22 protein-coding genes and 2 tRNA genes are annotated in these 24160 nt (G+C 60.7%); 6 read left to right on the plus strand and 18 right to left on the minus strand.

Going from position 1 to position 24160, the window contains the following annotated elements:
* Positions 1-11 precede the first annotated feature (11 nt).
* Positions 12-887 carry a DMT family transporter gene (locus HDE79_RS17755; RefSeq protein ID WP_184604130.1) on the minus strand — a complete coding sequence of 292 codons (876 nt, stop codon included), beginning with the start codon at positions 885-887 and terminating at the stop codon, positions 12-14.
* A gap of 134 nt (positions 888-1021) precedes the next feature.
* Positions 1022-1675 carry a hypothetical protein gene (locus HDE79_RS17760; protein WP_221440232.1) on the minus strand — a complete coding sequence of 218 codons (654 nt, stop codon included), beginning with the start codon at positions 1673-1675 and terminating at the stop codon, positions 1022-1024.
* A 67-nt stretch (positions 1676-1742) separates the two neighbouring features.
* On the opposite strand from HDE79_RS17760, the gene HDE79_RS17765 reads away from it, so the two are divergent.
* The 5 genes from HDE79_RS17765 to HDE79_RS17785 are packed head-to-tail and all read left to right on the plus strand — an operon-like array spanning position 1743 to position 6897.
* Complete coding sequence (locus HDE79_RS17765) at positions 1743-2912, plus strand: acyl-CoA dehydrogenase family protein (RefSeq protein WP_184603912.1); 1170 nt, start codon at positions 1743-1745, stop codon at positions 2910-2912.
* 17 nt (positions 2913-2929) lie between these two features.
* Positions 2930-3478: a GNAT family N-acetyltransferase gene (locus HDE79_RS17770; protein WP_184603914.1), complete on the plus strand. Its 549-nt coding sequence runs from the start codon at positions 2930-2932 to the stop codon at positions 3476-3478.
* On the plus strand, positions 3475-3975 hold the full coding sequence (locus HDE79_RS17775; RefSeq protein WP_184603916.1) for a hypothetical protein: 501 nt from the start codon (positions 3475-3477) through the stop codon (positions 3973-3975). Before HDE79_RS17770 ends, HDE79_RS17775 begins: the two co-directional genes overlap by 4 nt.
* Positions 3969-4571 carry a glutathione S-transferase family protein gene (locus HDE79_RS17780; RefSeq protein WP_184603917.1) on the plus strand — a complete coding sequence of 201 codons (603 nt, stop codon included), beginning with the start codon at positions 3969-3971 and terminating at the stop codon, positions 4569-4571. The genes HDE79_RS17775 and HDE79_RS17780 overlap by 7 nt, the downstream gene beginning before the upstream one ends.
* Before the next feature lie 40 nt (positions 4572-4611).
* Positions 4612-6897, plus strand: a complete 2286-nt coding sequence (locus HDE79_RS17785; protein ID WP_184603919.1) for a thiamine pyrophosphate-dependent enzyme — start codon at positions 4612-4614, stop codon at positions 6895-6897.
* A gap of 20 nt (positions 6898-6917) precedes the next feature.
* Here the strand turns inward: HDE79_RS17785 and HDE79_RS17790 are convergent, their stop codons facing one another.
* From HDE79_RS17790 to rnd, 3 genes are all read right to left on the minus strand, one after another.
* On the minus strand, positions 6918-8651 hold the full coding sequence (locus HDE79_RS17790; protein ID WP_343205995.1) for a diguanylate cyclase: 1734 nt from the start codon (positions 8649-8651) through the stop codon (positions 6918-6920).
* A 693-nt stretch (positions 8652-9344) separates the two neighbouring features.
* Positions 9345-9420: transfer RNA gene (locus HDE79_RS17795), tRNA-Ala, on the minus strand.
* A 101-nt stretch (positions 9421-9521) separates the two neighbouring features.
* The gene (gene rnd, locus HDE79_RS17800; protein WP_184603921.1) at positions 9522-10637 is read right to left on the minus strand and encodes a ribonuclease D; all 1116 of its coding nucleotides are present in this window, start codon (positions 10635-10637) and stop codon (positions 9522-9524) included.
* Between the two features lie 100 nt (positions 10638-10737).
* On the opposite strand from rnd, the gene HDE79_RS17805 reads away from it, so the two are divergent.
* Complete coding sequence (locus tag HDE79_RS17805; RefSeq protein ID WP_184603927.1) at positions 10738-12678, plus strand: formylglycine-generating enzyme family protein; 1941 nt, start codon at positions 10738-10740, stop codon at positions 12676-12678.
* A 96-nt stretch (positions 12679-12774) separates the two neighbouring features.
* Here HDE79_RS17805 and HDE79_RS17810 read toward each other — a convergent pair whose 3' ends face one another.
* The 13 genes from HDE79_RS17810 to ccmA form a co-directional block, all read right to left on the minus strand.
* Entirely contained in the window at positions 12775-14424 is a 1650-nt protein-coding gene (locus tag HDE79_RS17810) for an FAD-dependent oxidoreductase (RefSeq protein WP_184603929.1), read from the minus strand.
* 592 nt (positions 14425-15016) lie between these two features.
* Positions 15017-15102: transfer RNA gene (locus tag HDE79_RS17815), tRNA-Leu, on the minus strand.
* Positions 15103-15127: 25 nt separating this feature from the next.
* On the minus strand, positions 15128-15709 hold the full coding sequence (locus HDE79_RS17820) for a cysteine dioxygenase family protein (protein WP_184603930.1): 582 nt from the start codon (positions 15707-15709) through the stop codon (positions 15128-15130).
* A gap of 127 nt (positions 15710-15836) precedes the next feature.
* Entirely contained in the window at positions 15837-17003 is a 1167-nt protein-coding gene (locus HDE79_RS17825; RefSeq protein ID WP_184603932.1) for an alpha/beta fold hydrolase, read from the minus strand.
* A complete protein-coding gene (locus HDE79_RS17830; protein ID WP_184603934.1) occupies positions 17003-18064 on the minus strand; it encodes a hypothetical protein in 1062 nt (353 codons plus the stop codon). Before HDE79_RS17830 ends, HDE79_RS17825 begins: the two co-directional genes overlap by 1 nt.
* On the minus strand, positions 18061-18519 hold the full coding sequence (locus HDE79_RS17835; RefSeq protein WP_184603936.1) for a cytochrome c-type biogenesis protein: 459 nt from the start codon (positions 18517-18519) through the stop codon (positions 18061-18063). The genes HDE79_RS17830 and HDE79_RS17835 overlap by 4 nt, the downstream gene beginning before the upstream one ends.
* On the minus strand, positions 18519-19061 hold the full coding sequence (locus tag HDE79_RS17840; protein WP_184603937.1) for a DsbE family thiol:disulfide interchange protein: 543 nt from the start codon (positions 19059-19061) through the stop codon (positions 18519-18521). Before HDE79_RS17840 ends, HDE79_RS17835 begins: the two co-directional genes overlap by 1 nt.
* Positions 19058-21040, minus strand: coding sequence for a heme lyase CcmF/NrfE family subunit (locus tag HDE79_RS17845; protein WP_184603939.1), 1983 nt, complete (start codon positions 21038-21040; stop codon positions 19058-19060). Before HDE79_RS17845 ends, HDE79_RS17840 begins: the two co-directional genes overlap by 4 nt.
* Positions 21037-21504, minus strand: a complete 468-nt coding sequence (ccmE, locus tag HDE79_RS17850) for a cytochrome c maturation protein CcmE (RefSeq protein ID WP_184603941.1) — start codon at positions 21502-21504, stop codon at positions 21037-21039. Before ccmE ends, HDE79_RS17845 begins: the two co-directional genes overlap by 4 nt.
* Before the next feature lie 34 nt (positions 21505-21538).
* Positions 21539-21736 (minus strand): heme exporter protein CcmD, encoded by a 198-nt coding sequence (gene ccmD / locus HDE79_RS17855; protein ID WP_184604135.1) that lies wholly within the window; start codon positions 21734-21736, stop codon positions 21539-21541.
* A gap of 11 nt (positions 21737-21747) precedes the next feature.
* Positions 21748-22506, minus strand: a complete 759-nt coding sequence (locus tag HDE79_RS17860; RefSeq protein ID WP_184603942.1) for a heme ABC transporter permease — start codon at positions 22504-22506, stop codon at positions 21748-21750.
* Between the two features lie 271 nt (positions 22507-22777).
* Positions 22778-23464, minus strand: coding sequence for a heme exporter protein CcmB (gene ccmB / locus HDE79_RS17865; RefSeq protein WP_184603944.1), 687 nt, complete (start codon positions 23462-23464; stop codon positions 22778-22780).
* On the minus strand, positions 23461-24111 hold the full coding sequence (gene ccmA / locus HDE79_RS17870; protein WP_184603946.1) for a cytochrome c biogenesis heme-transporting ATPase CcmA: 651 nt from the start codon (positions 24109-24111) through the stop codon (positions 23461-23463). The genes ccmB and ccmA overlap by 4 nt, the downstream gene beginning before the upstream one ends.
* Positions 24112-24160 lie beyond the last annotated feature (49 nt).

Genomic DNA, 24160 nt, shown 5'->3' on the forward strand with positions numbered 1-24160 from the left:
GCTTGGCGGCCTCAAACCATCCTGGTCCGCTTCCACCAGCGCGTGACTTTGTATTCCCGCACAAATGTGAAAAGTCCCGAAGCCAGGATGATCACGATGCCGATCAGCATCGGCCAGTCCAGTGGATCGTTGAACAACAGGTAGCCGAATGCCACCGCCCACAGCATCTGGCTGTATTGAGTCGGCGCGACATGGTTGGCTGGTGCTTTTTGCGTAGCAAGCATCAGCAATACGGCGCCCAGTGCGGCGAGTAATCCATAACCGAGCAAGAGCAGCCACTGGTGCCACTGCGGCCAACGGAAGTCCCACAGCATGAGTATGCCGGTCAGCAGCAGCGGGCCGATCACGCCGGCGCCATAAAGCGTGATGCGCTTTTCCTGCGCACCGGTCATGCGCAAGGCGATCATCGAGATCGCGCCGGACAGTCCGCAGACCAGTGCGGCAAGGTGACCGATGCCCAAGGCGCGAAAGCCCGGCCGCAGCACCACAAGCACACCGATAAACCCTGCGATCACCGCCGACCAGCGGCGCCAGCCGACATGCTCCTTGAGAAATATAACCGACAGGATGGTGACGAAGATCGGCATCAGGAAAATCAGTGCAAAGGCTTCGGCCATCGGCAGTGCGGTAAAGCTGATCACGGCGGCCGTACTGCCGATGGCACCGAAGATCGCACGCACCAGCCACAGGCTTGGTCGCTTGGCGATCAGCACTTCGCGCCAGCGATCACCTTTGCGTTTTATGAAGGGCAGTGCGGTCAGGCCGAGCAGGGCGCCGAAAAACACTGCCTCATACGACGGCAGCGAACCGCGCAGCATCTTCACGAACGCATCGCTGATGGCATACGCCGCGAACGCCATGAAACCTAGCAGCACACCTTTGTACATTTTTCGCAGCTTTTCGAAACTAGGGATAGCCACAGTATCCGTGTTTCCAAAGTTCGCCGCATGAAAGGTTTTCAGATTTCGGCCAACTGCACTGTTTACCGGCACACCAGCAAAAGCTGGCGTGCCGGTTTGGATCAGAGACAGTCGACCAATCCGTCGTAAATCGACTTGCTCGTTCCCGGCAGAATCGCGTGTATGGGATTGGTCACATTCAGTGTTGCGATGAGATCGGCTATACGTGTCTTCGGCGCCAGCGGGCTGCGGCAGCGCCAGTGCTGGTTGTCGACGAGGATGTTGCCGGTTTTCGCGTTCACTTCCGTATTGCTGGCGGCGAATACCCAGACGCAGCGCCCGATGACGCCGGTGTTTTTCTCCACTGAGCAGCGGTAATCGAGTGACTCGATGTTGCTGTAGTCGCCCTCGCAGAACGTGTCGCCGCAAACGTCGTCGAAGTTCTTCCTCAGTTGGCTGGTGGCGCTATACCACGCGTTGATATCCGCGTCGCTGGTCAGGTATTCGCTGATATCGACATACTCAGCGCTGCGGCTTGCAACAGAGGATTGGGCGGTTTGCGGCGCCGCGTTGGCGGCATGGGAGGTGAGGGCAAGCAGAACAATCAACAGCCCGAAAAGGACAGTGCGCATGGAAAACTCCTCTAACGATGGTGTGTGGAAGCCTTGGTGGCTGCCGGTGGTGGCTTTGCAGAGCCGATCCGCCGACGTTTTCTTTTTAGAACGCTGGCAGGACGCCGTGCAGCGGGCTTTACCGATACCTGCCGTCAGTGTCACTGCCGGTGACCCTCATCCTCGTCCCCGCTACACTAGGCGGATTGCCTGACCACTTTGGACCTTGACCATGGCTACGCGCCTCGATCCGCTCGATCTTTACGATGTCCGTTCACTGCTCACCGACGAGGAGCGCATGGTCCAGGACAGCGTCGGCCGTTTCGTCGATGAACGCGTGCTGCCGATCATCGGTGACTGCTTCGATCAGGCGCGTTTTCCGATAGAACTGATCCCGGAAATCGCCAGTCTCGGCCTGCTGGGCGCGACCATTCCCGAGGAATACGGCGGTGGCGGCATGAACAGTGTCAGTTACGGCCTGATCTGCCAGGAGCTCGAGCGCGGTGATTCGGGTCTGCGCAGCTTCGCTTCGGTGCAAAGCTCGCTGTGCATGTACCCGATCTTTGCTTACGGTAGTGAAGAGCAGAAGCGCCAGTACCTGCCGGGCATGGCGGCGGGCGAGATCATCGGTTGCTTCGGCCTGACTGAGCCGCACGGTGGCTCCGATCCGGCCAACATGAAAACGAACGCGAAAAAGGATGGCGGTGACTGGGTCATCAACGGCGCCAAGATGTGGATCACCAACGGCAACCTCGCGCATATCGCCATCGTCTGGGCGATGACCGAGGACGGTATCCAGGGTTTCGTCGTGCCCACCGACACGGCTGGCTTCAAGGCGCAGGAAATCCATAAGAAGATGAGTCTGCGCGCGTCGGTCACGTCCGCGCTGTTCTTCGACAGCGTGCGTGTGCCCGACAGCGCTCGCCTGCCTAACGTCAAGGGTCTGAAGGGTCCACTGGGCTGCCTGACGCAGGCACGCTTCGGCATTACCTGGGGGCCGATCGGCGCCGCGCAGGCCTGTCTGAAGGAAGTGCTCGACTACACCGCCGAGCGCATCCTGTTTGATCGTCCGCTGTCGTCCAATCAGGCTGTGCAGTTGAAGATGGCCGACATGGCCCGCCGCATCACCACGGCGCAGCTGCTGTCGCTGCAGCTCGGTCGCCTGAAGGACGCTGGCAAGATGCAGCCGACTCAGGTGTCACTGGCCAAGTGGAACAACTGCCGCATGGCGATCGATATCGCGCGCCAGTGCCGCGATATCCTTGGCGGCGCAGGTATCACCACCGAACACGGCGCGATCCGTCATGCGCTCAATCTGGAATCGGTGATCACCTACGAAGGCACCGAAACCGTGCACGAGCTGGTGGTTGGCCGTGAGCTGACTGGTATCAACGCATTCTGAAGCGGAGTACCGCGCACATGAATCTCGATTCGCTGCGCATCGAAACGGATCGGCTGATCCTCCGCCCCACGCGGGCGGAGGATTTCGAAGGGTGGGCTGCGCTGATGGCTGATGGCGAAGGTTCCCGGCATATCGGTGGTCCGCAATCACGTGCTGTGGCATGGCGCGGGTTTCTCAGCATGGCTGGCGCGTGGGCAATCCAGGGTTACGCAATGTTTTCGGTGATCGAGAAATCCACCGGTCACTGGATTGGTCGGCTCGGCCCGTGGCAGCCGGAAGGCTGGCCGGGTACGGAAGTGGGTTGGGGCCTGGTGCGCGAGGCGTGGGGCAACGGCTATGCGCCGGAAGGTGCTGTCGCTGCCATGGACTGGGCTTTCGACGTGCTGGGATGGGACGAGATCATCCACTGCATCGCGCCGGACAACCTCGCTTCGCAAGCAGTGGCACACAAGCTTGGCTCGCAGTTGCTGCGGCCTGGCCGCATGCCCGAGCCGTTTCAGGATCATCCCATCGAGATCTGGGGCCAGACGCGCGAGCAATGGCGGAAACGCCGAGTCCGCGCGTGAATCAGTCCCTGCATGCTGAAACGCAGGCGGTCTTGCATGATGCACTCGTCATCGCACTGCCGGATTTGCAAAGCTGCTGCCGAGATCCATGGACCGTGATCGGCAGCGCTGCTGCGTGGCTTGTCGGTGCCGAGGTCGTGGTGGCTGATCTGGATGTATTTACCAGTGTTCGCGATGCGGAAACATTGATCGATCACTGGCAAGCCAAGCGTGTCGGTGATCATGCGCCAGCTGGCGCAGACCGCTTTCGATCGCACTTTGCGCGCTTCGCATTTTCCGCCCTGCCGGTAGAGGTCATGGGTGGCCTTGAAGTGTTCGGCACCCATGGCTGGGAGCCATTGCGGATAGATCAAACCATTACGGTGGATTTCGCCGGTCTGGCCATACCCGTTCCCACGATCGCGGAACAAATACGCGTGTTGAAGATCTTTGGTCGTCCCAAGGACCTGCAACGTGTGACCCTGCTGGAATCGATAAAAGGAAGTAAGCCATGCTGACCATCTACGGTATGCGTTCGTCCGGTAACTGCTACAAGCTGCAGCTGCTATTGGACCAGCTCGGCCGCGCTTATCGCTGGGTTGACGTGGATAGTGCTCATGGCGATACGCGCACGGCGGAGTACCTGGCCAAGAACCCCAATGGCCAAGTACCGCTACTGGAGTTGGACGATGGTCGCCGACTGGCGGAGTCCAATGCAATTCTCTGTTATCTCGCCGCAGGCACCGCGCTCTTGCCGGGCGATGCGTGGCTGCGTGCGTTGACCCTGCAATGGCTGTTTTTCGAGCAGTACAGCCACGAGCCATATATCGCGGTGGCACGCTTCATTTCGCTTTATCTGCCCTCGGATCACCCGCGTCGTTCGGAATTGCCGCAACTGCATCAGCGCGGTGCGCAGGCGCTGGCCGTGATGGAAAAGCATCTGCACGAACACGAATGGTTCGTCGGCGACTGCTACAGCATTGCCGATATTGCGCTTTACGCGTATACCCACTGCGCCAGCGACGGTGGTTTCGATCTGGCCATCTATCCGGCTATTACGGCATGGCTGGCGCGCGTGAAAGCGCAGCCCGGTCATTCGCCATTGCAGCGCTGACTCATTTACAAAATCCACTCTTCATTCCGATATCGAGCCCATGTCCATTCCGTTTGCCATTGCCGCGCGTCACAAGGGTTTCAACCGAGCCGAGATCGTCGATCAGAACTTCATCGAGTTCGTACAGCTCTGGCAGGGCGAGGCGCATGACGTGCCGCGGGATGACCAGCCCGTGCTGCCGGGCAGCGCGCTCGATGCCCGCGGCTTTCGCGAATTGCTCGAATCGCAGCTGATCAGCCGCCATCTGGACTTGATGGCGCGCGTGCTGCGCGTGCAGAACAAGGTGTTCTACACGATCGGTTCCAGCGGTCACGAAGGCAATGCCATGGTGGCGCGATTGACCCGGCATACTGATCCGGCGTTTCTGCACTATCGCTCGGGTGGTTTCATGGCCGAGCGCTTCCGAAAGTTGCCGGGTACTGATGGAAAACCACGTGACCCCGTGATGGATTCGGCGCTGAGTTTTGCGGCGAGCAAGGATGATCCGGCCTCGGGCGGCCGTCACAAGGTTTGGGGTAGCAAGCCGCTGTGGGTGTTGCCGCAGACGTCGACCATCGCCTCGCACCTGCCCAAGGCACTGGGTACCGCGGTAGCGATCGAGCAGGCGCGGCGCATCGGTCATACCTTGCCGATTCCCGAGGACAGCATCACCGTTTGCTCGTTCGGCGATGCATCGAGCAATCACGCTACGGCGCAGACCGCGTTCAACACGGCAGCGTGGACGGCATACCAGAAGCTGCCGGCGCCGGTGCTTTTCGTTTGCGAGGACAACGGCATCGGCATCTCGGTGAAAACGCCGACCGGCTGGGTCGCCAGCAATTTTCAGCAGCGCTCCAATCTCGATTATTTCTTTGCCGACGGACTGGATCTGGCGGAGGGCTATGCACAAGTGCGGCGCGCGGTGGAGCATTGTCGCGGCACACGTCGCCCGACGTTTCTGCACCTGAAGACGACGCGCGTGATGGGACACGCCGGCACCGATTTCGAGATTGAGTGGCGCAGCATCGAGGAGCTGGTCAGTGTGGAATCGACCGACCCACTGCTGCGTTCGGCGGGTATCGCGCTGGAGTCCGGCCTTTACAGCAAGGATGCGCTGCTCAATCTCTATGAAAGCACCCGCAAGCGCTGTTTCGCGGCTGCCGAAGATGCCGACTTGCGCCCGCGCCTCACTTCGCTGATCGACGTAATGAAGCCGCTGGCACCATACACGCCCGAAGCGGTGAAGGCCGAAGCCACGCGCGCCGATCACGTCGACAAGCGCCTTGCCGTATTCGGCAGTGAAGCAAAGCTGCCAGAGAACCAACCGCCGCGGCATCTGGCTATCCAGATCAATCAGGCGCTGCATGACCTGCTGGCCAAGTATCCGCAGTCGCTGTTGTTTGGCGAGGATGTGGCGCAGAAGGGTGGCGTCTACACCGTGACCAAGGGATTGAACAAAGTTTTCAAGGGCAGTCGCGTGTTCAACACGCTGCTCGACGAAACGATGATTCTCGGTCTGGCCCAGGGCTACGCCAATATGGGCATGCTGCCACTGCCGGAAATCCAGTATCTGGCGTATTTCCACAACGCCTGTGATCAGATTCGTGGCGAAGCGGCATCGCTGCAGTTTTTCTCCAACGATCAGTACCGCAATCCGATGGTGATGCGTGTGGCCTCACTAGGTTACCAGAAAGGCTTCGGTGGGCACTTTCATAACGACAACTCGATTACCGCCTTGCGTGATATTCCGGGTCTGGTAGTCGGTTGCTCCAGTCGCGGCGACGATGCGGCGATGATGCTGCGTACGATGATGGCCCTGGCGAAAGTTGATGGTCGCGTCTGCGCGTTCCTCGAACCCATCGCGCTGTACATGACCAAGGATTTGTACGAAGCCGGTGATGGCCAGTGGCAGTTCGCGTATCCCGCGCTTGATCAGGCGATGACCTTGGGCGAGGGTCGTGTCTACAACGAGTCGGCCAACGACTTGGTGATCTTCACCTTTGGTAATGGCGTACCGATGGCGTTGCGGTCCGCCAAAACCATCGAGGCAAATCACGGCTGGAAGGTCCGCGTGGTCGACCTGCGCTGGCTGGCGCCGCTCAACAATGCGTTTATCGCAGCTCAGGCCAAGACGGCCAAACGCATTCTCGTGCTCGATGAGGGGCGGCGCAGCGCAGGCGTTGGCGAAGGCGTGATCACGGCTATCGTGGAAGGCGGCAGCGGCGCCACACCGATGCATCGTGTGGTGGGCGCTGACACCTTCACGCCGTTGGCGGGCGCGGCCTTGCTGGTGTTGCCGGGCGAAGCTGAGATAGTTGCAGCGGCAGAACAACTGGCCTCGCAATAGCGCTTGCTGCAATGCCGAACTCAGATATCCCTGCGGCGCTTTTCAACAACGTGCAGGCCGGACGTAGTTGTTGCCGATGACTTGCTGCCACTATAAAGACTGACCTGATTTCTACCGCCGAGTTTGGCGGTATACATGGCCTGATCGGCACGTTCCGCCAGTGATTCCACGTCGTCGTCGTCCCGGCGCATGGCGACACCGATGCTGATGCTCAACATAACCTTCTCGTTGACCGGAATTTCCAGTCGATGCACGCGGCGGCACAGGCGAGTTGCCACGTGCATCGCGTGTTCTTCAGTGGTGCCGTCAATCAGTGCGACGAATTCTTCGCCGCCGTAGCGACCGAAGATGTCGGTCGGTCGCAGCTCGGCACTCAGTGCCCTGGAAACGGCCACTAGCGCACGATCTCCGGCGTTATGGCCCTGGCAGTCGTTCAGCAGCTTGAAGTGATCAAGGTCGAGAAACAGCAGGGCGACGGGGCGTGGCTCACCCGAGCTCAGAATAATGTTGGCGCGCTCGCTCCATGCTCGGCGATTCAAGGTATTGGTCAGCGCATCGTGATCGGCCAGCACACGCACGAGATCGCGATCCTGGCGTAGCCTCAGCGCCCGATCTGCGAGGCCCAGCGACAGCACGATGGCTTCAAATGCACCACCGGCCAGGCTGGCGTCGTTGAGCCAATCCAGGCTGGGCAGGGCGCCGTTGGCCTGGGCACTGGTCACGGCGTTGAGCAACAGCAGCGGCGTCCAGCCGAGCAGGAAAAACCACGCTTGTCGCGAACCTCGTACACCGGCCGCGATGGCCGACAACAGGAGCAGCACTGCGCCGATCATCAGCAGTGGGTTGAGCAGGATCTGCGCCGTGTCGGTGAGCAATGTGATCTGGCTGCAGCGCATCACCACCAGCAGGCTCATGCCGACGGCCAGCGCGATAACCGGTACGCGAAGGAGTGGCGCGCGGGTACGCAGTTCACAAAACCGCATCATGAACAACGAGGCAAATGCTACCGATAGCGAGACGGCGATCGAACCGCTCGTCATGCCCATGCCGGACAACCATTCCCATTCGAGCGGGTGGAAAAGGAAGCCGGTCTGCACGCCCTGGATGAACGTGTAACAGAGGATAAAGCCGGCATACCAGGCAAACGTGATGTCGCGCAGCATCAGGGCAAAACACAGGGCCATCAGCACCATCGCCAGCATGATGGCAAAGCAGGCGCTGGCGAAAACCAGCCACTGTGCATCCTGCTGCAGATACTCGTTCCATGGCTGTATTTCAAAGCGTACCGGTGCGCTCAAGGTGACGGACGGTTCGAACTTCAGCAGGATAGGCACCGAAGCGGCCTGGCTCAGCGGCACGCGCCAGGCCAGCCGGCCATGACCATGCGCGGAAACCTTGAAATCGTCCAGAGCCAGTGCCGTGGTCTGGTCTTGCTCGTACACCGTCACCGTATCGAACGGCGGCGGATAAATCGTCAATACACGTTCGTTGTTATCCCAGGGCGGCTTTGGCGCGATGACCACCCAACTTCCGAGTGCGCTGACCTGAAACCGCTGAAGAATCGACGGGTCAAAGCCTTTGAGCTGACCGTCGCGGTATTCCTGCATTACCGTTTGCGGCGTGTCTGTTGAGAGAGCGGGACGCCATGCACCGTTGAGCTGCGCGGATGCGTGAACGGAGCCCATCCACACCAGGCAAAGCACAAAACCAGCCCAGAGTCGTTGATAGCGACCTGATGCCGTTAATGTGATCAACCTCTCCACTTATCTTGTCTTCCTTATGCAAGGATCCAGCAGAAGAAAATTCAATTTTTCATCTATTTGAATAGCGAAACCTCGTCTACAGCTCGATAGATCGTTATTCGTAGACATAGCCAATAGACGGCTATTTCCCGCAGTCCCATGCCGCTTCAATGACAGCCCCAATCTCAAGACGTCAGACAACAGCGAGCCAGTTTAGGCATTTGCTGCCAAGGCTCGGTGAACGTCATATCTCATGGCGCCAGAAGTCGATTCGTGCCCCATTTATAGCTTGACTTCGATCATATCCAAGTGGCTGTTCAAATGGCATCGCAGCACGATACGTGCCAGTGACTCAAATGGGTCATTGGCACGGATTGGTCGGGGTTATACGGTTGTCACGGTCGTTTGCGACCCCGGATAAAAGCTTCACAGGGCAAGCTTCGAACAGCTAAACCCGACGTGGAGTGTCACTAAATACGCAAGATGACGATTCCGTGTTGATCGTTATGCGGAATGGGCGTGCATCTGAACATGTGCCGTCATCCAACCCGCCCAGCACCTGTACACATCGGTCGTGCGCACGATGTTGCCGGGAAAATGCGTACCGGCCGGATAGGCGTAGTGAAGTGTCATCCTTAATCCGAGCCAAGAAGCAAAACAGCGCATCACACCGCAAGGTGTAATACGCTGCTTTTGCGGGGTAATTGGTGGAGCGGATGGGGATCGAACCCACGACCTCTGCATTGCGAACGCAGCGCTCTCCCAGCTGAGCTACCGCCCCACTTGAGTCAAGGATGTTAGCAGCGCGTGGCGGGATTCGCCAAGGCCCTGCCGAGCATGCCATGTGCCGTCTTCGAGCCGATAGGGGGTGGATATCAAGATCTAGTTGGGCAAAAGGTTGCTGAGGCGGTCGTGCAACACGTCGCGGCGCCAGCCGTCGAGAAATTCCGGCCACTCGGTGGTGACGACGTATTCCTCCAATACTTTTCGCGGGCACAACAAACCGGGCGGCAGATCAAGCTCACCGGCGAGGGTGTCAACGCTGTCCTTCATGGCGCCGAGCGCCTTTTTCGCTTCGCCTTGCGGATGGCCAGGGATACTGGCGGTCGCGGTTATTTCTTCGGTGCTGACTGCCGGCACCAGCAGATCGAACAGCTCGCTGCGCTGGGCGGATCGCAACGCACGCTGGCCGCGGCTGCGCTGATCGAGTTCACTCGGGCTACCGGGTGGATGCTGGGCCAAGGTCAGGGCAAGTGTATCGTCCAGCAGCCACGGGCGAGGCACGTCGAGCTGGCGTGCGCTGCGGTCGCGCCATAGCAGCAGCCGACGTAGCAATGCCTGCTGGGGGGGCGTCCAGTCGGCGGCGCCGCGCATGGCGCGCTGGGGTTGCGGATCGCCAGCGCGCTGGCTGGCACGACGCTTCAGCCGCTCGCAATCTTCAGCGTGCCACGCACTGCGGTCGCGCTGGTGTAGCCGGTCGCTGAGCTGCTCGTGGATGGTTTTCAGATACACCACATCCAATGCGGCGTAGCTGGTTTGCGACGCTGTCAGCGGGCGCTGCATCCAGTCCGAACGCGTCTCGCCCTTGTCCAGTTCCACGCCGGCCAGCTCGGCGACCAGCGCCCGGTAGCTGATACCCAGGCCCATGCCGACAAAGGCCGCCGCGATTTGCGTATCGAACAAGATCTTCGGGCCGTTCGGCAGCATCGGCGACAGCGTTTCCAGATCCTCGCTGGCGCTATGCATGATGGTGACGGCTGCACCGTCGCCGAGCAGCGGCTGCAGCGCGCCGCCGATCTCGAAGGCGAGCGGATCGATCAGCGCGTGACGGCCGTTCCAACCCAGCTGCAGCAGCGCCAGTTGCGGATAAAACGTATTGCGGCGCATGAACTCGGTATCGAGGCCGATCGCCGCGTCATCAGGTATGCCGGCCAGCCACGACTGCAGCGCATCGCGATTATCAATCCAGTCGGCGCTGGCGGTGTCGGGCAGTGACATCAAACTTCCTTTGAAAGCGCCGGGCATGCATTGCCCTGGCGGCGGTTTGTACTTATGGTGAGCAGCGCACGATAACAGGCCACTCTCAGGACGCCCATCCATGCCGAGCAATGCAATTCTGCGCAATCAGCGCGCGCTTGGCGGAGCGGCGGGCATCATTGTGCTGGGATTTGCGTTGACGTATCACTTTTTCCCGCGCCTGCTGCATGTCGATCCCACGCAGGCGCCGCGCCGATCGATGTCGATGGGTGAGGCCGTGCCGGGCAGAGATATCGCGCCAACGGACATCCCAGCGATCGCCGAGGTCAACGCCGGGCCACCGCTGACACTCGCCTCCACCAGTGTGATTGTTGCGCACAGTAAAAAGAAGGCCGACCTGCCCGAACAGCTGAGTGCCGATCCGCCGGCCGTTCAAGACTTGCTGACGCGTGCCGCCAAGGCACTGCAGGCCGGTCAGGTGGCCGGTGACAAGAACAGTGCCGCTACGTTGTTCGCGCAAGCGCTGAAAGCCAAGCCGGACAGTCGCCGTGCCGCGCAGGGGCTGTTCGATGTGAAGGCACGACTCGTCGCGGACATCGATCAGGATATTGCCGTGGGCGATGCCGATGCAGCGAAAGATCAGCTCGATGCGCTACGTACACTGCCCAATGCGGCTGAGGATGTCGCACTGCTGTCTGCCAACCTGAAAACCCTGACCAAGGTGCGGCCGATGCTGGCCAAAGGCGCAGCCTTGCTGGCGCAGGGCAAGGCCGATCAACCGGTCGACGGCAGCGCGCTGGATATGTATCGGCAGGTGCAGAAGCTGGATCCACAAAACGCGGTGGCTGAGCAGGGCATCATGCAGGTGCAGCGCGCGGTGCTCGATCGCGCGCTGGCCGGTCTGGCCCAGAGCAATTTCGTCGATGCGGACCGGGCGCTTGCCGAAGCGCAGGCGATCCGTCCCGGTTCGCAACAGATGCAGGATGTGAGCAAGCGCGTCGACGACATGCGCCAGCAGCGTGCCAGCGGTGTGCTGGCACAGGCGCACTCGGCGCTGGACGGCGGCAATCTTGCGTTGGCCAGCAAGCTCGCGACGCAGGCACAGCAGATCAACCCGAACCTGAGCGGCCTGACTGAGTTCGAGAATCAGCTGACCAATGCGCGGCTCTACGCCGGTTACAAACCCGGTCAGGTGTTCAGCGATGGCTACGTCGATATGCCGGGCAAATCGCCGGCGATGCTGGTGGTTCCCACCGGCAGTTTCCAGATGGGTGCGCCGGACAATCAGGATGGTTACAGCCAGAACCAAAAGCCGCAACACCCAGTCACCCTCGACAAGGGTTTTGCGATGGCACGCAGCGCCATCACTGTCGGACAGTTCCGCGAGTTTGTGCGCAACAGCGGTTACGTGCCCGACTCGATAAAGTTGGGCGGCGCCAGCATCTACGACGAGCGCAGCGGTGCCATGCATGATGACGAGCGTGCCAGCTGGCAGGACGATTACGTCGGCAACAAGGCCGCGGACGATCTGCCCGTGATCAATATTTCGTGGAACGATGCCAAGGCCTACGCTGACTGGCTCAGCCAGCGCACAGGCAAAATTTACCGGCTTCCGAATGAGTCCGAATTCGAATACGCACTGCGTGGCGGTACCAGAACGCGCTACTGGTGGGGCGACGGCACACCGACCAAACTAGTGGAAAACCTCACCGGCTCCGGCGACCGTTCGCGCAACGGCCGTCATTGGAGCAACGCTTTTCGCGGCTATCGCGATGGCTACTGGGGTCCGGCGCCGGTGATGCACTTTGCGTCCAACCCATTCGGTCTTTACGACATCGATGGCAACGTCTCGGAGTGGGTGCAGGACTGCTGGCACGAAAGTTACGTGCGATCGCCCAATGACGGCAGCGCGTGGCTTAACCCTGGTTGCAGTGCGCACGTGGTGCGCGGCGGCTCGTGGGGCAGTTCACCGGATCAGGTGAATTCGGCCTATCGTCAAGGTACCGATGGCAGCGTACGCAGTGGCCGGATCGGGTTTCGCGTGGTGCGCGAACTGCAGTAGCCACCGACGCTACGGATAGACGGCACAAATCGAGGTCGTGTTCGACCTCTGCACTGCCGCTTGCGTCGGGCGCTACATAGGTGCCGTAACTGCCAGCTACTGAGCAGTTGTGCCCGGGATGTCCAGCACGGCATGCTCGGTTTTCAGCTGCGCCTGCATGGCTGCCAGCGGAATTTGGTAAACGGTAGTATCCCCATGCACGGCAAACGTCGCCGCAAGACCTGCAGCCTGGCCGACGATCATGTACTGGGGTTCCATGCGTAACGAAGCATAGGCGACATGGCTGGCCGACAAACACACTGTGACCAGCAGGTTGTCGGTTTCGCTCGGCATGGGCAACAGGCTCCGGTACGGAATCTGATACGCCTTGACCGGCACGTACGTGCCGCCCTCGTTCTGCACTAGGCCATTGGAGAGTGGGATGCGCTCCACGTTATGCATATCCATGGCGTAGGAACCTAGGCCTATCGCATCTGTTTTGCTTCGATCAATTACCGGATCGTTTTCAAGATCGCGCTCGGTCAGGATATATTCGCCCAACATGCGTCGCGATTCGCGTACGTAGAGTTGCCATGGCCAGCCGTGATTGGCGATAAATTCATCTTTGGCCAAGCCGTAGCTGTTGACTTCATTGCGCAGCGAAACGGGTACGCTCGGATCGTGACCGAGAAAATAAAAGAAACCCGCCTCATAATCGTAATGCGCTTGCCAGATCGTGGCACGTTGCGCCGCGTTAGCCGCCGGATAGCGCCAACTTGAGCCAAGGTCATCGGTGGAAATCGCACCCAAGTCGTTGACGTCGAATTTGTCGTTCGGCAGCGCTCCCAGGCTGACTAATTCACCCAAATCAGGTGCGTGGCCATGGGCAACCGTTAGTGCCTCGAGTTGGCGTGCCAGCAGTGCATAATCGGCCGGCTGGTAGTTTACGGGCTTGGGAAACGGCAGCTTGTTGTCGTCGCGCTGAGTGATACAAAGACGGAATCCGTAAGCCTGGATCTTGCCGTCGAAATCTCCCAGCTTTTCGTCCGGACTGGACTGTACTCCCGGCAACAAGGTGCCATTCGCGGCATAGGGCGAGACCTGCGTGGTGAAGTTATCCCGGCTCGGCCCGGATTGATCAGCTACGCGGTAACCGGCCAAGCCCTCGCCATATTTGTTCTCGCTCTCGCGACCCCAGGTGTAGGACACGCCGGATGCACCCATCAGTGTGCCTTCGTAGGTCGCATCGATAAACACCTTTGCCCGGAACAACTGATTGTCGGCAGTAGCCAAGGCGAGGATGGTCTGGCCCTGTTTCTGCACGCCCCCTTGTTCCAGGATGGGTTTGTTCATGTAGATATCGACATGCGCGTCGCGCAGCATCTGGTCGAACACTGCCGAAGCCACATGTGGCTCGAAATTCCATTCGATTGGCTGGCCATAACGAGCGCCGACGCGCTCGAAGAATTCGCGGGCGATACCACCGATCACGATCTTGTTGCCAGTATCGGTACGGCTCAGGCCACCTGCCATCATGCCGCCTATGTGCGCGCCTGGCTCGATTATCGCGACATGCAGATCATGGCGCGCGGCCTCCACGGCCGCGCTGATGCCCGATGGGGTGGCACCATAAACGACCAGATCGTATTGATGGTCGTATACATGTGGTTGCACCTGAGCCATCGCCATGCTGCTGGTGCCTGCGAGCAGCAGTGCCGCGGGCAGCTGAAAATTTTTGAACCAATGATTCAATCGAGAATTACGCATGCGGATGTTCTTCGTCTGGATGCTCAGTGGCAGGAGCCGAGGCTTCCTTTTTCTGGTGCAGTGGCTGACCCGAGGCTTGACAGTGGGTTCGCAACGGCGCGTTGGGAACGAGAGATCGAGAATGCCATCGCTGGCTGGCAGACAAGTATGGGATCAACTCTGTTACAGAATTGGACAGCCCACCTTTCGATGTTCTTTCGCTATATGCCAAATAGTCAGGGGCTGTTCCGTTTCACCGATCGTGAAACGGAACGCTATTCACACGATTCCAATCCAACGTTACCAAAACCAGGCGTCCGTTCTGACTTAAGTCCGAGACCTGGCTTGGCCCTGCTATCCGCAGCTTCAGCACAATCGTCCTGTCCCGCAATCGTTTCGAAGCGACCTTGAGGTGCGATAGCGATCGGGCAGTGCGTTGCATTCAACGCAGACGCCAATTGCCCCATAGACCGTGGTGTAGCTCGATCAAGCGTCGAGCTACAAATGGGCTGGACCCGATGTTGATGTTGGCGCTGCTGGCATGAAAAAGCCCGCTGTTATGCGGGCTTGGGGTGTTTCATGGGTCTCGCTGATACTGCTTGAAACCCTGATCTGGTACCGGTGATAGGACTCGAACCTACACGACATCGCTGCCAGCGGATTTTGAGTCCGCCGCGTCTACCATTCCGCCACACCGGCAGATCAGCTGCACATTATGCCGGGATCAGTGGATTTGGTCGAGCCCCAGCTGACGTTCGTCGCGGTGATACCAGCCATCGTCAGGCAATGGCTGGAACACGGCGCAGCGGGTCATGCGGCCGGAGTAGATATGCAGGCTCACCGCGATGGAGTCGTCGCTCGGGTTGCGGATAGTGTGGTACTCGTGCGGCGGTATCAAGCTGCCGGCCGAACCTGGACCGGCCTGAATCGAACCGACGGGGCGGAAGTGATAGCGAGCATCCTCGTTTTCCATCCGTTCGTATTGAACCACTTCAAGCGCGCCGTTCCACACGCCTTCCACGCACCACATCCCGTCATGATCGTGGATCAACGTGCCCTGGCCCGGGCCCCAGGTCATCGCGACGACGCAGTAGCCATGGTCTTCGCTGCAATACAGCTCGCGCCGGGCATAGTGACCTTCGTTGGCTTCGAACACGCAGGCGGGGAGTTTGACCTCGTTACTACGGATCAGCTTGCACAGGCTGTTGCGCAGGCTATCGGTAATGGCCGGGGTGGAATGCTTGCTCACGGCTTCGTCGATCGTATCGATGAGCGTGCGGCTACCGGGGAAATCGAGTGTGAGCATGATGGGCTCCGTAAATCAGGTGAAGCGAGAAGACGTTGCGTCGCTTTGGATTATAGGCGATGCGGTCGCCGGTGGCGGGAGAAAATAAAATGCCAGTCATGCTGAGGCGCTGGATTCCGCCGTGCGACTAGATCCGACCGAGAAATCTGCCAATGGCCTTGCTGTAATTTTCGATGTCGACGAGGAACGCATCATGGCCTTGGGGTGAGTCGAGCGCCACGAACTCCACCTGCGCGCCCGTAGCCTCCAGACCTTCGGCAATCTGCTCCTGCTGTTGCAGGGGGAACAGGATATCGGTGCTGACACCGATCACCATGGCCTGCTCGACGTGGATGCGCTTGAGCCCTTCATGCACACTGCCGTTGCCGTATTCGGCCATGTCGAACCAGTCGCTGGCGCGCGAGAGGTAGAGGTAGCTGTTCGGATCGAAGGTGCGCACGAAGCGCTGCGCGTGGCCTTCGAGGTAGGACTCGACTTGAAACTCGCGGCCGAACGGGTCGTCGTCGCGTTGCTCGGGGTCGAGCCGGATGCGGGCGAAACGGCCGTTCCATTCCATCGCGGATCGATAGGTGATCACACCGAGCTTGCGCGCGATGCTCATACCGATATCGGGATAGGTGCCACCTTCCGCCGCGTGGATATCGGCCGCTCCTGCACTTCCTGTGCTCGTGGCACTCATCCGTCCCTGGATATCGTAATTGCCGTCCTTCCAGTTCGGATCGAGCCGGATCGCCTCGCGTTGCAGCGAGCGGATGGCGATGGCGAACGGCTGTGCCTGCGGTGCGGTGTCGACGCTGATATGGGTGCGCACACTGCCGGGATGCAAGAACATATAGGCCAGCGCGCTCATGCCGCCCATCGAGCAGCCGATCAGGCACGCCAGTTGGGTGATGCCAATGCTGCTGACGGCGGCGTGTGCTGCATTGGCCACATCTTCCAGCGACAGGTCGGGGAAATTCAGCCGGTAGGCCTCACCGGTGGCTGGATCGATCGAGGCGGGGCAGGTGGAGCCTTTGTCGCTGCCCAGCGAGTTGACACAGATCACGAACCAGCGCGAGGTGTCGATAGCGCTGCAGTCGCTAAGCATCGCTTCCCACCAGCCGGGCGACGTGTCGCCGGCATTCGATGCGGCGTGAGCGCTGGGCGACAAGCCGGTAAGGATCAGCACGGCATTATCGCGCGAGGCATTCAGTGTGCCCCAGGTTTCGTAGGCAACATGTGCGCCGTGCAGTTCGCCACCGCGTTTCATCGCGAACGGCGAGGGTAGGGCGAAGTACTGGCGTGCGTCGCCCATCAGTGCACCGTGTCGATGATGATATTGATTGATTTCGTGGAGTCGACCGCTACCACGCCGGCGTCGCCTTCCAGATCGCCGGGCTGCGCGATGGCCTGACCGCTGTGGCTGACGCGTGCGCCAACGAATACTTGGGATACCGATGAGAGCTTCAACTGGGGCGTCATCGCCATGGCATCGGTCAGCGTGATGCTGACCGGCAGTGTGCTTGCGTCCATGCGCGCAACAGCCAGCGGCATAGGCGGGCCATTGGGCGCACGGGCATAGATAAAGAGGGTGTCGCCACTGCCGATACGCGCCTTCAATGCCGGCGCCAAGCGTACCTTTACCTGCAGGGCTGGGCCACCGGGTACAGCGTTGCCTGTGGTGGGATTGGTGGATTTTGGCGCTGAGTTTGACGCGCCACCAGCATGTGCATCGGCGGCTGCAATTTGCTCGGCGACAGCATTGGCCACCGTGCTGCCGGGTTGCAGCATCGGCTGCAGATGACGCCAGGTTGCGGCGGCTTCGGCAAACTGGTTTTGTTGGAACTGGCTGATACCGAGCAGCCACAGACCGCGCTGATTATCCGGCTGCTTCTGCACCGCCTGCCGGAGCAGATCACGCGCACGTTCGCCCATCACGTGGCCGGGCTGCAGCACGGCGTCGACTTCGGCCCAGCCGACCATCGCTTCGGTGCTGCCGGCGTCGAGTTTCAACATGTGGTCGTAGGCATCGCGTGCGTCGGAAGGCTGATGCATGGCCATACTGGTTTGTGCCAACAGTGACCAGCCGCGCAGATCATCCGGCTGTTGCGCCAGGTGCGCGTGCAGATCAGCCAGCGCCTGATCGATCGTCATCGCCGGCGGCTGCACGGCGACACCATCGAGCGTGGCTGGCGTGCCGATCTTGAGATACAGGCCGAGTGTGAGCAGAGGCACTGCAACGATGACGAACAGCGCGAGCGCGAACACGCTGCGCGAATGCCCCTGCTGACGGCCGCGGCGGAGCAGGGGTGCTACGACGACGGCAATGGTGATGATGACCATCACCACGACGGCAATCACGAAGGCTGGCTTCACCAATCATCCCCTTCATCGACCGTGGCATGTGCCGTGGGTGATGTCGCCGGCGTCACCGCACGGCTGCGCTTGCGAATGGTAGCGAACACGGTGCCAGCTCCTGCCAGCAGGATCAGCAGCGGCCCGAACCACAGCAGCCACGTATTGCGCGCCACCGGCGGGTCATACAGCACGAACTCCGAATAGCGGTCGACCAGATATTGTTTGATCTGCGCATCGCTCTGACCGTGTTGCATCAGCTGAAAAATCTGGTTGCGCAGGTCGCGTGCGATCGGTGCGTTGGAGTCGGCGAGGGTTTCGTTCTGGCACATCGGGCAGCGCAGTTGCGCGGTGAGGTGCTGGTAGCGCAGTTCTTCGACGTGATCCTTGAATGGCAGCGGCTCGATCGCCTGAGCGAAGGCCGCGCCGGCAAACAGCAGCAGCGCGAGCAACAAGATACGCGGCAACGTACGCATCAATGCGGCTCCTGCTGCAGCGATGCGATCGCCGGTTTCAACTCATCGTTGACCACATCCATCGTTATCGGACCGATGTGCTTGTAGCGGATGACACCGTGCGCATCGACCAGGAAACTTTCCGGCGCAGCGTAGACACCGAAGTCAATGGCTGTCTGTCCGCTGGTGTCCGCCATCAACACGCTGTAGGGATTGCCGTGGGTTGCCAGCCACGCTTTCGCATCGTCCGGCGCATCCTTGTAGTTGTAGCCGACCAGGGCCACGCCCAGCGTCGGCGCTTCCGCCTGCAGTACCGGATGCTCCACCCCACATTCTATGCACCAGCTGGCGAAGACGTTCAGCAGATAGGGTTTGCCCATCAGCGACGCGCGACTCACGGTCTGCGCCGGTTCGTACAGCAAAGGCAATTTGAAATCCGGCGCAGGCTTGTTGATCAGCGGCGAAGGGATCGCCGTCTGGTCATGTCCGGTGTTCCACCAGATACCGAAGCCGAGCAGGCCGGCCAGCAGCAGGAAACCGATGAAGGGCAGCAGACGAGTCATGCGCGGGTCTCCGATAGCAACGCCGCGCCAACTGGCTCGGGGGCATCGGCATTGGCCGGGCGACGCACGCGGAACCGACGATCGCCGGCGCTGACAAAGCCGCCCAACATCATCATCAGTCCGCCGAACCACAGCCAGCGGATGAACGGCTTGTAGTAAAGCCGCAGTGCCCATGCACCGTCGATATGCTCCTTGTCCATCGGCTCGCCCAGCGCGACGTAAAGATCGCGGGTGACGCCCGGGTCGATCGCCGACTCGGTCTGGATCTGCTCGCGCGTATAGGTGCGCTTCTGCGGATGCATCACCGCCACCGGCTCGCCGTTGCGGGTAACCATCACTGTGCCCTGATCGGCGCGCCAGTTCGGCCCCTGCGTCTCGTGCACACCATCGAAGCGGAAGTCATAGCCGCCAATCTGTTTGGTGTCGCCAGGTGCCATGCGTACGTCGCTGGTAGCGCTGAGCGATTCGGAGAGCAGCACGCCGATCAGGAAAATCGCCACCCCGGCGTGCGCGAACAGCATGCCGGCCATCTCGGCGGGATAACGCCGGCCGCGCGGCATTTCACGCCAGCGCTTGACGATGTAAAGCAGCACGCCGACCGCGACCCAGACGGCCGCTGCCACGCCGGCAATCGCCTTGAGTTTGCCGTCGACAAAAAACGCCGCGACGACCGCGCAAGCGACAGCGGCAAGCAGGGCGCGTAGCATCACGCGCTTCAATACCTGAGGCTCGCCTTTACCCCAGCGCAGGTACGGGCCAAACGGCAGCAACAGCACGATCGGCAACATCAGCAGCGGGAATAGCAGGCCGAAGTAGGGCGGCCCGACCGAGATCTTGCCCAGATTCAGCGCATCGCCGATCAGCGGAAACAGCGTGCCCAGCAGCACCATCGCCGCGGCCACGGTAAACATCAGATTGCCGACCAGGATCGCGCTCTCCCGCGACACCACGGCAAAGGGTTTGCCACCGGCCACTTTCGGCGCGCGCAGCGCATACAGCAGCAGCGAACCGCCGACGACAAAAATCAAAAAGCACAGAATAAAGAGGCCGCGGCGCGGGTCCGACGCAAATGAATGCACCGAGGTCAACACGCCCGAACGCACCAGGAACGTGCCCAGCAGCGACAGCGAGAAAGCGAAAATCGACAGCAGGATCGTCCATGCACGCAGCGAGCCGCGCTTCTCGGTGACCGCCTGCGCGTGGATCAGCGCGGTGCCGACCAGCCACGGCATGAAGCTGGCGTTCTCCACCGGATCCCAGAACCACCAGCCGCCCCAGCCCAATTCGGCATACGCCCACCAGCTGCCAGCGACGATGCCACAGGTGAGAAACGCCCATGCGATATTCGTCCAAGGTCGCGCCCAGCGCACCCATGCCTGCTCCAGCTCGCCACCAAGCAGCGCGGCGATAGAAAAGGCGAATGCCACCGAGAAGCCCACGTAGCCCATGTAGATCACGGGCGGATGGAAGGTCATGCCCGGATCCTGCAGCACCGGATTCAGATCGCCGCCGTCCGGTGGCATCGGCAACAAACGTCCAAACGGATCAGAGGTGAACAGGATAAAGGCGATGAATCCGACCGAGATGATGCCGAGTACGCCGAGTACCCGCGCAGCAAACGCCTCGGGCAGCTGCCGACTGAACAACGCCAGCGCCAGCGTCCATACGTTGAGGATGAAGATCCACAGCAGCATCGAACCCTCGTGTGCGCCCCACACGGCGGTGATGCGGTAGTACCAGGGCAGGGCGAGGTTGGAGTTATCGGCCACGTACTGCACCGAGAAATCGAAGCGCAGAAAAGCCCAGACCAACAGCGCAAAGGCCAGCACCACGAAAAATCCCTGGCCAAACGCGGCAGGACGCGCCACCGCCATCATGGCGCTGTTGTTTCGCCATGCGCCAATAATCGGCAGAATGCTTTGCGCCAGCGCCAGCAGCAGCGCGAGGATCAGCGCGATCTGGCCAAGTTCCGGCGTCACGGCGAGCCACCCATGTCGCCGCCTTCCGGCACTGGTTTGCCCTTGTGCGCCTTCGCCATCGCGTCCTTCAATTCCTTTGGCATATAGGTTTCGTCGTGCTTGGCCAGCACTTCGGTGGCAACGAAATGGGCGTTGTCCATATGGCCGGTGGCGATCACCGACTGATTGTCACGGAACAGATCGGGAAGGATGCCGGTGTATTCGACCGGCATCGCGCCATCGGCATCGACCACAGTAAAAGTGACCAGAAGTGAACTCTTGCTGCGCTGGATCGAACCGGCCTTGACCATGCCGCCGAGTCGGAAGGTCTTGTGGTTCGATGCCTCACCGGTCTGTACCTGGCTCGGGGTAAACAGGTAATTCATGTTCTGCTGCAGGGCGAAAACGCCCAGGCCAACCGCGACGGCAGCGGCGGCGACAACCAATAGAACAACGATGAGTCTGCGTTTGCGGGTGGGGTTCATGGATGCTCTTGCGACGTTCGTTGACGCTCCGGCATCAAGCCGGTTCGGTCGGAGTAGGTGCCTGGCGCTGCTGACGCACGGCCTTGCGTGCCAGCCTTGAACGCAATTCGCGCAGCAGCCGGCGACGGCGTAGCAGGGGCGCGAAAAAGTCGGCCAGCAGCACGATGAAAAATACTGCGTACGCCGGCCACAGATAGCCGGCATAACCACCCATTGCCAGAAAGTGTTGCAGCGAGCTGGCGTTCATTGGTGCGTGCTTCCCGTGGCAATCGTGCGCACCCAGTCCTTGCCGCTTTCCAGATCGAGCAGGTCGGTGCGCACGCGCCCAAACAGGCTGGCCAGATAATAAAACTTCGTCGCCAGCATCATGGTCAGCAACGGCCACAGCATGCCTGGCGCGATGGTCGAGGGGCCGAGCAGGCGGATGGTCGAACCCTGATGCAGGGTGTTCCACCAGTTCACCGAAAAATGCACGATTGGCACGTTGATGATGCCGATCAGCGCGAGAAAGGCCGCGGCGCGCGCACCCTGTCGGCGATCCTCGAACGCGTGATACAGACCGATCACGCCGAGATACAGGAACAGCAGCACCAGCTCGGAGGTCAGCCGTGCGTCCCAGGTCCACCAGGTGCCCCACATCGGCTTACCCCAGAGCGAGCCGGTGACCAGGGTGATGAAGGTGAAGGCAGCCCCGATCGGCGCCGACTCCATCGCTACCACCTCCGCCAGCTTGATCCGCCAGACCAGGGCCAGAAAGGCGGCAAAGCCCATGACGCCGTAAATGAACAAACTCATCCAGGCGCTGGGCACGTGGATGAAGATGATGCGATAGGCATCACCCTGCTGGTAATCCGCCGGTGCCATGACCAGGCCGCCGTAAAGCGCGATCGCGCCAGTCAGCAGTGCAAGCGCGAGCATCCATGGCCGCAATGTGCCAGCGAACCGGTAGAACGTCGGCGGCGAACCGAGTTTGTGCAGCCAGAGTGGAATCCACTTGGACATCATAGAGTCTGCCCATGATCTCCAAAGCCCCCGCGTCGGAAACTGTTTGCGCGCAGGACAAGGAAGAGAGAAGGAGTGTATGTCGATACACGACTGAGCGATGACGCGGTCATGTGCGCAAACAGGCCTGACCCGGAGGGTTGCCATTGAGCGGCCACCAGGCGGTAGCGCGCGACTTGACCTGACCACCAGTCAGGCACTGCGCCACGCACTACCGCCTGGCGACCGCTCAATGGCAACGCGGGGGGGTTGGAGATCATGGGCAGACTCTTTAAGCGTCCAGAGCAATACGAAGAGCGGCCGCGCAAGCCAGGGGTGCCAGCACCAGCAATAGCACCAGCGCAGCGCCCAGCCAGGCGATGGGGGCGAGCCAGGGCAACCCTTGCTGGGATGCTGCCACGGCGCCTGCGGCAAAGATCACGACCGGCACGCACAGCGGTAACAACATCAGAGCAAGCAGCATACCAGAGCGCCGCGTGCCGGCCGTCAGCGCCACCAGAATCGCGCCCAGCAGGCTGAGCATCGGTGTCGACAGCAGCAAGGCCAGCACCAGCACCGGCATCACGGCAGTAGGCAGGTGCAACATGCCGGCCAGCAGCGGCGCGATCACGATCAATGGCAGCGCCGTGGTCAGCCAATGGGCCAGGATCTTCATCGCCAGCATCAGCGCCAGCGGCTGCGGGGCCAGCACCAGCTGCTCCAGTGAGCCGTCCTCGATATCACTGGAGAACATGGCGTCGAGTGCCAGCAGCATCGCCAGCAGCACCGTAACCAGTACAACGCCGCCAGCAATGCGTTGCAGCAGGGTATCTTCCGGCCCCAGCGCAAACGGAAACAGCATCGTGACGATGAGTGCGTATAGCACCGGCATCGCGATATCGCCGCGTCGTCGCCACGCCAGCGTGAGATCGCGCCGCAACATTGCTGCGCAGGCGGTGGTGAGTCCCGGCGGATTCATGCATGCATCCGGATGCGTTGCGGCTCGCCACCGTGAAAGCTCACCGCACCATGGCTGGCGACCAGCGCTGCGCCACCGCACGCGAGATGATTTTCCAGTAGCCGATTAACCAGTGCGATACCGGTGCGATCGAGGTTGGCGTAAGGCTCATCGAGCAACCACAGTGTGGCCGGAAGCAAAAGCAGCCGGGCCAGCGCCACGCGCTTTTTCTGGCCGGCGGACAGTCGGCGCACGGATTCATCGTCGTAACCGCTCAGGCCAATCTCGGCGAGCGCCGAAGCGATGCTGACCTGCTCGCGGCAGCCGTGCAGGCCGAGGGAAATTCGCAGATTCTCCGATGGGCTGAGATCGGCTTTCAGCCCCAGCTGATGGCCGAGGAAAAGAATTTCGCCGATGCAGCGGTCGCGCTGCAGCAGTGGTTCGCCGCGCCAATAAAGTTCGCCTTCGTCGACATGCAGCAAACCGGCGAGAATCCGCATCAGGGTGGTCTTGCCACTGCCGTTGTCACCCTCAATAAGGGCCAGCTCGCCCTCGCACAGACGAAAATCCAGTGCCGCAAATACCGGTTCTTCCTGGCGATGAAAGCTCAGGGCCCGCGCTTCAAGCAGGGGCGTGTTATTGGGAGCAGCAGTAGGAGCGGCAGTCATTCCCTTGATTGTCCGCAATGCGCGAGGCGCTTGTCCATGCGGCGTGCTG

The organism is Rhodanobacter sp. MP1X3, assembly GCF_014207165.1.
Lineage (GTDB): Bacteria > Pseudomonadota > Gammaproteobacteria > Xanthomonadales > Rhodanobacteraceae > Rhodanobacter.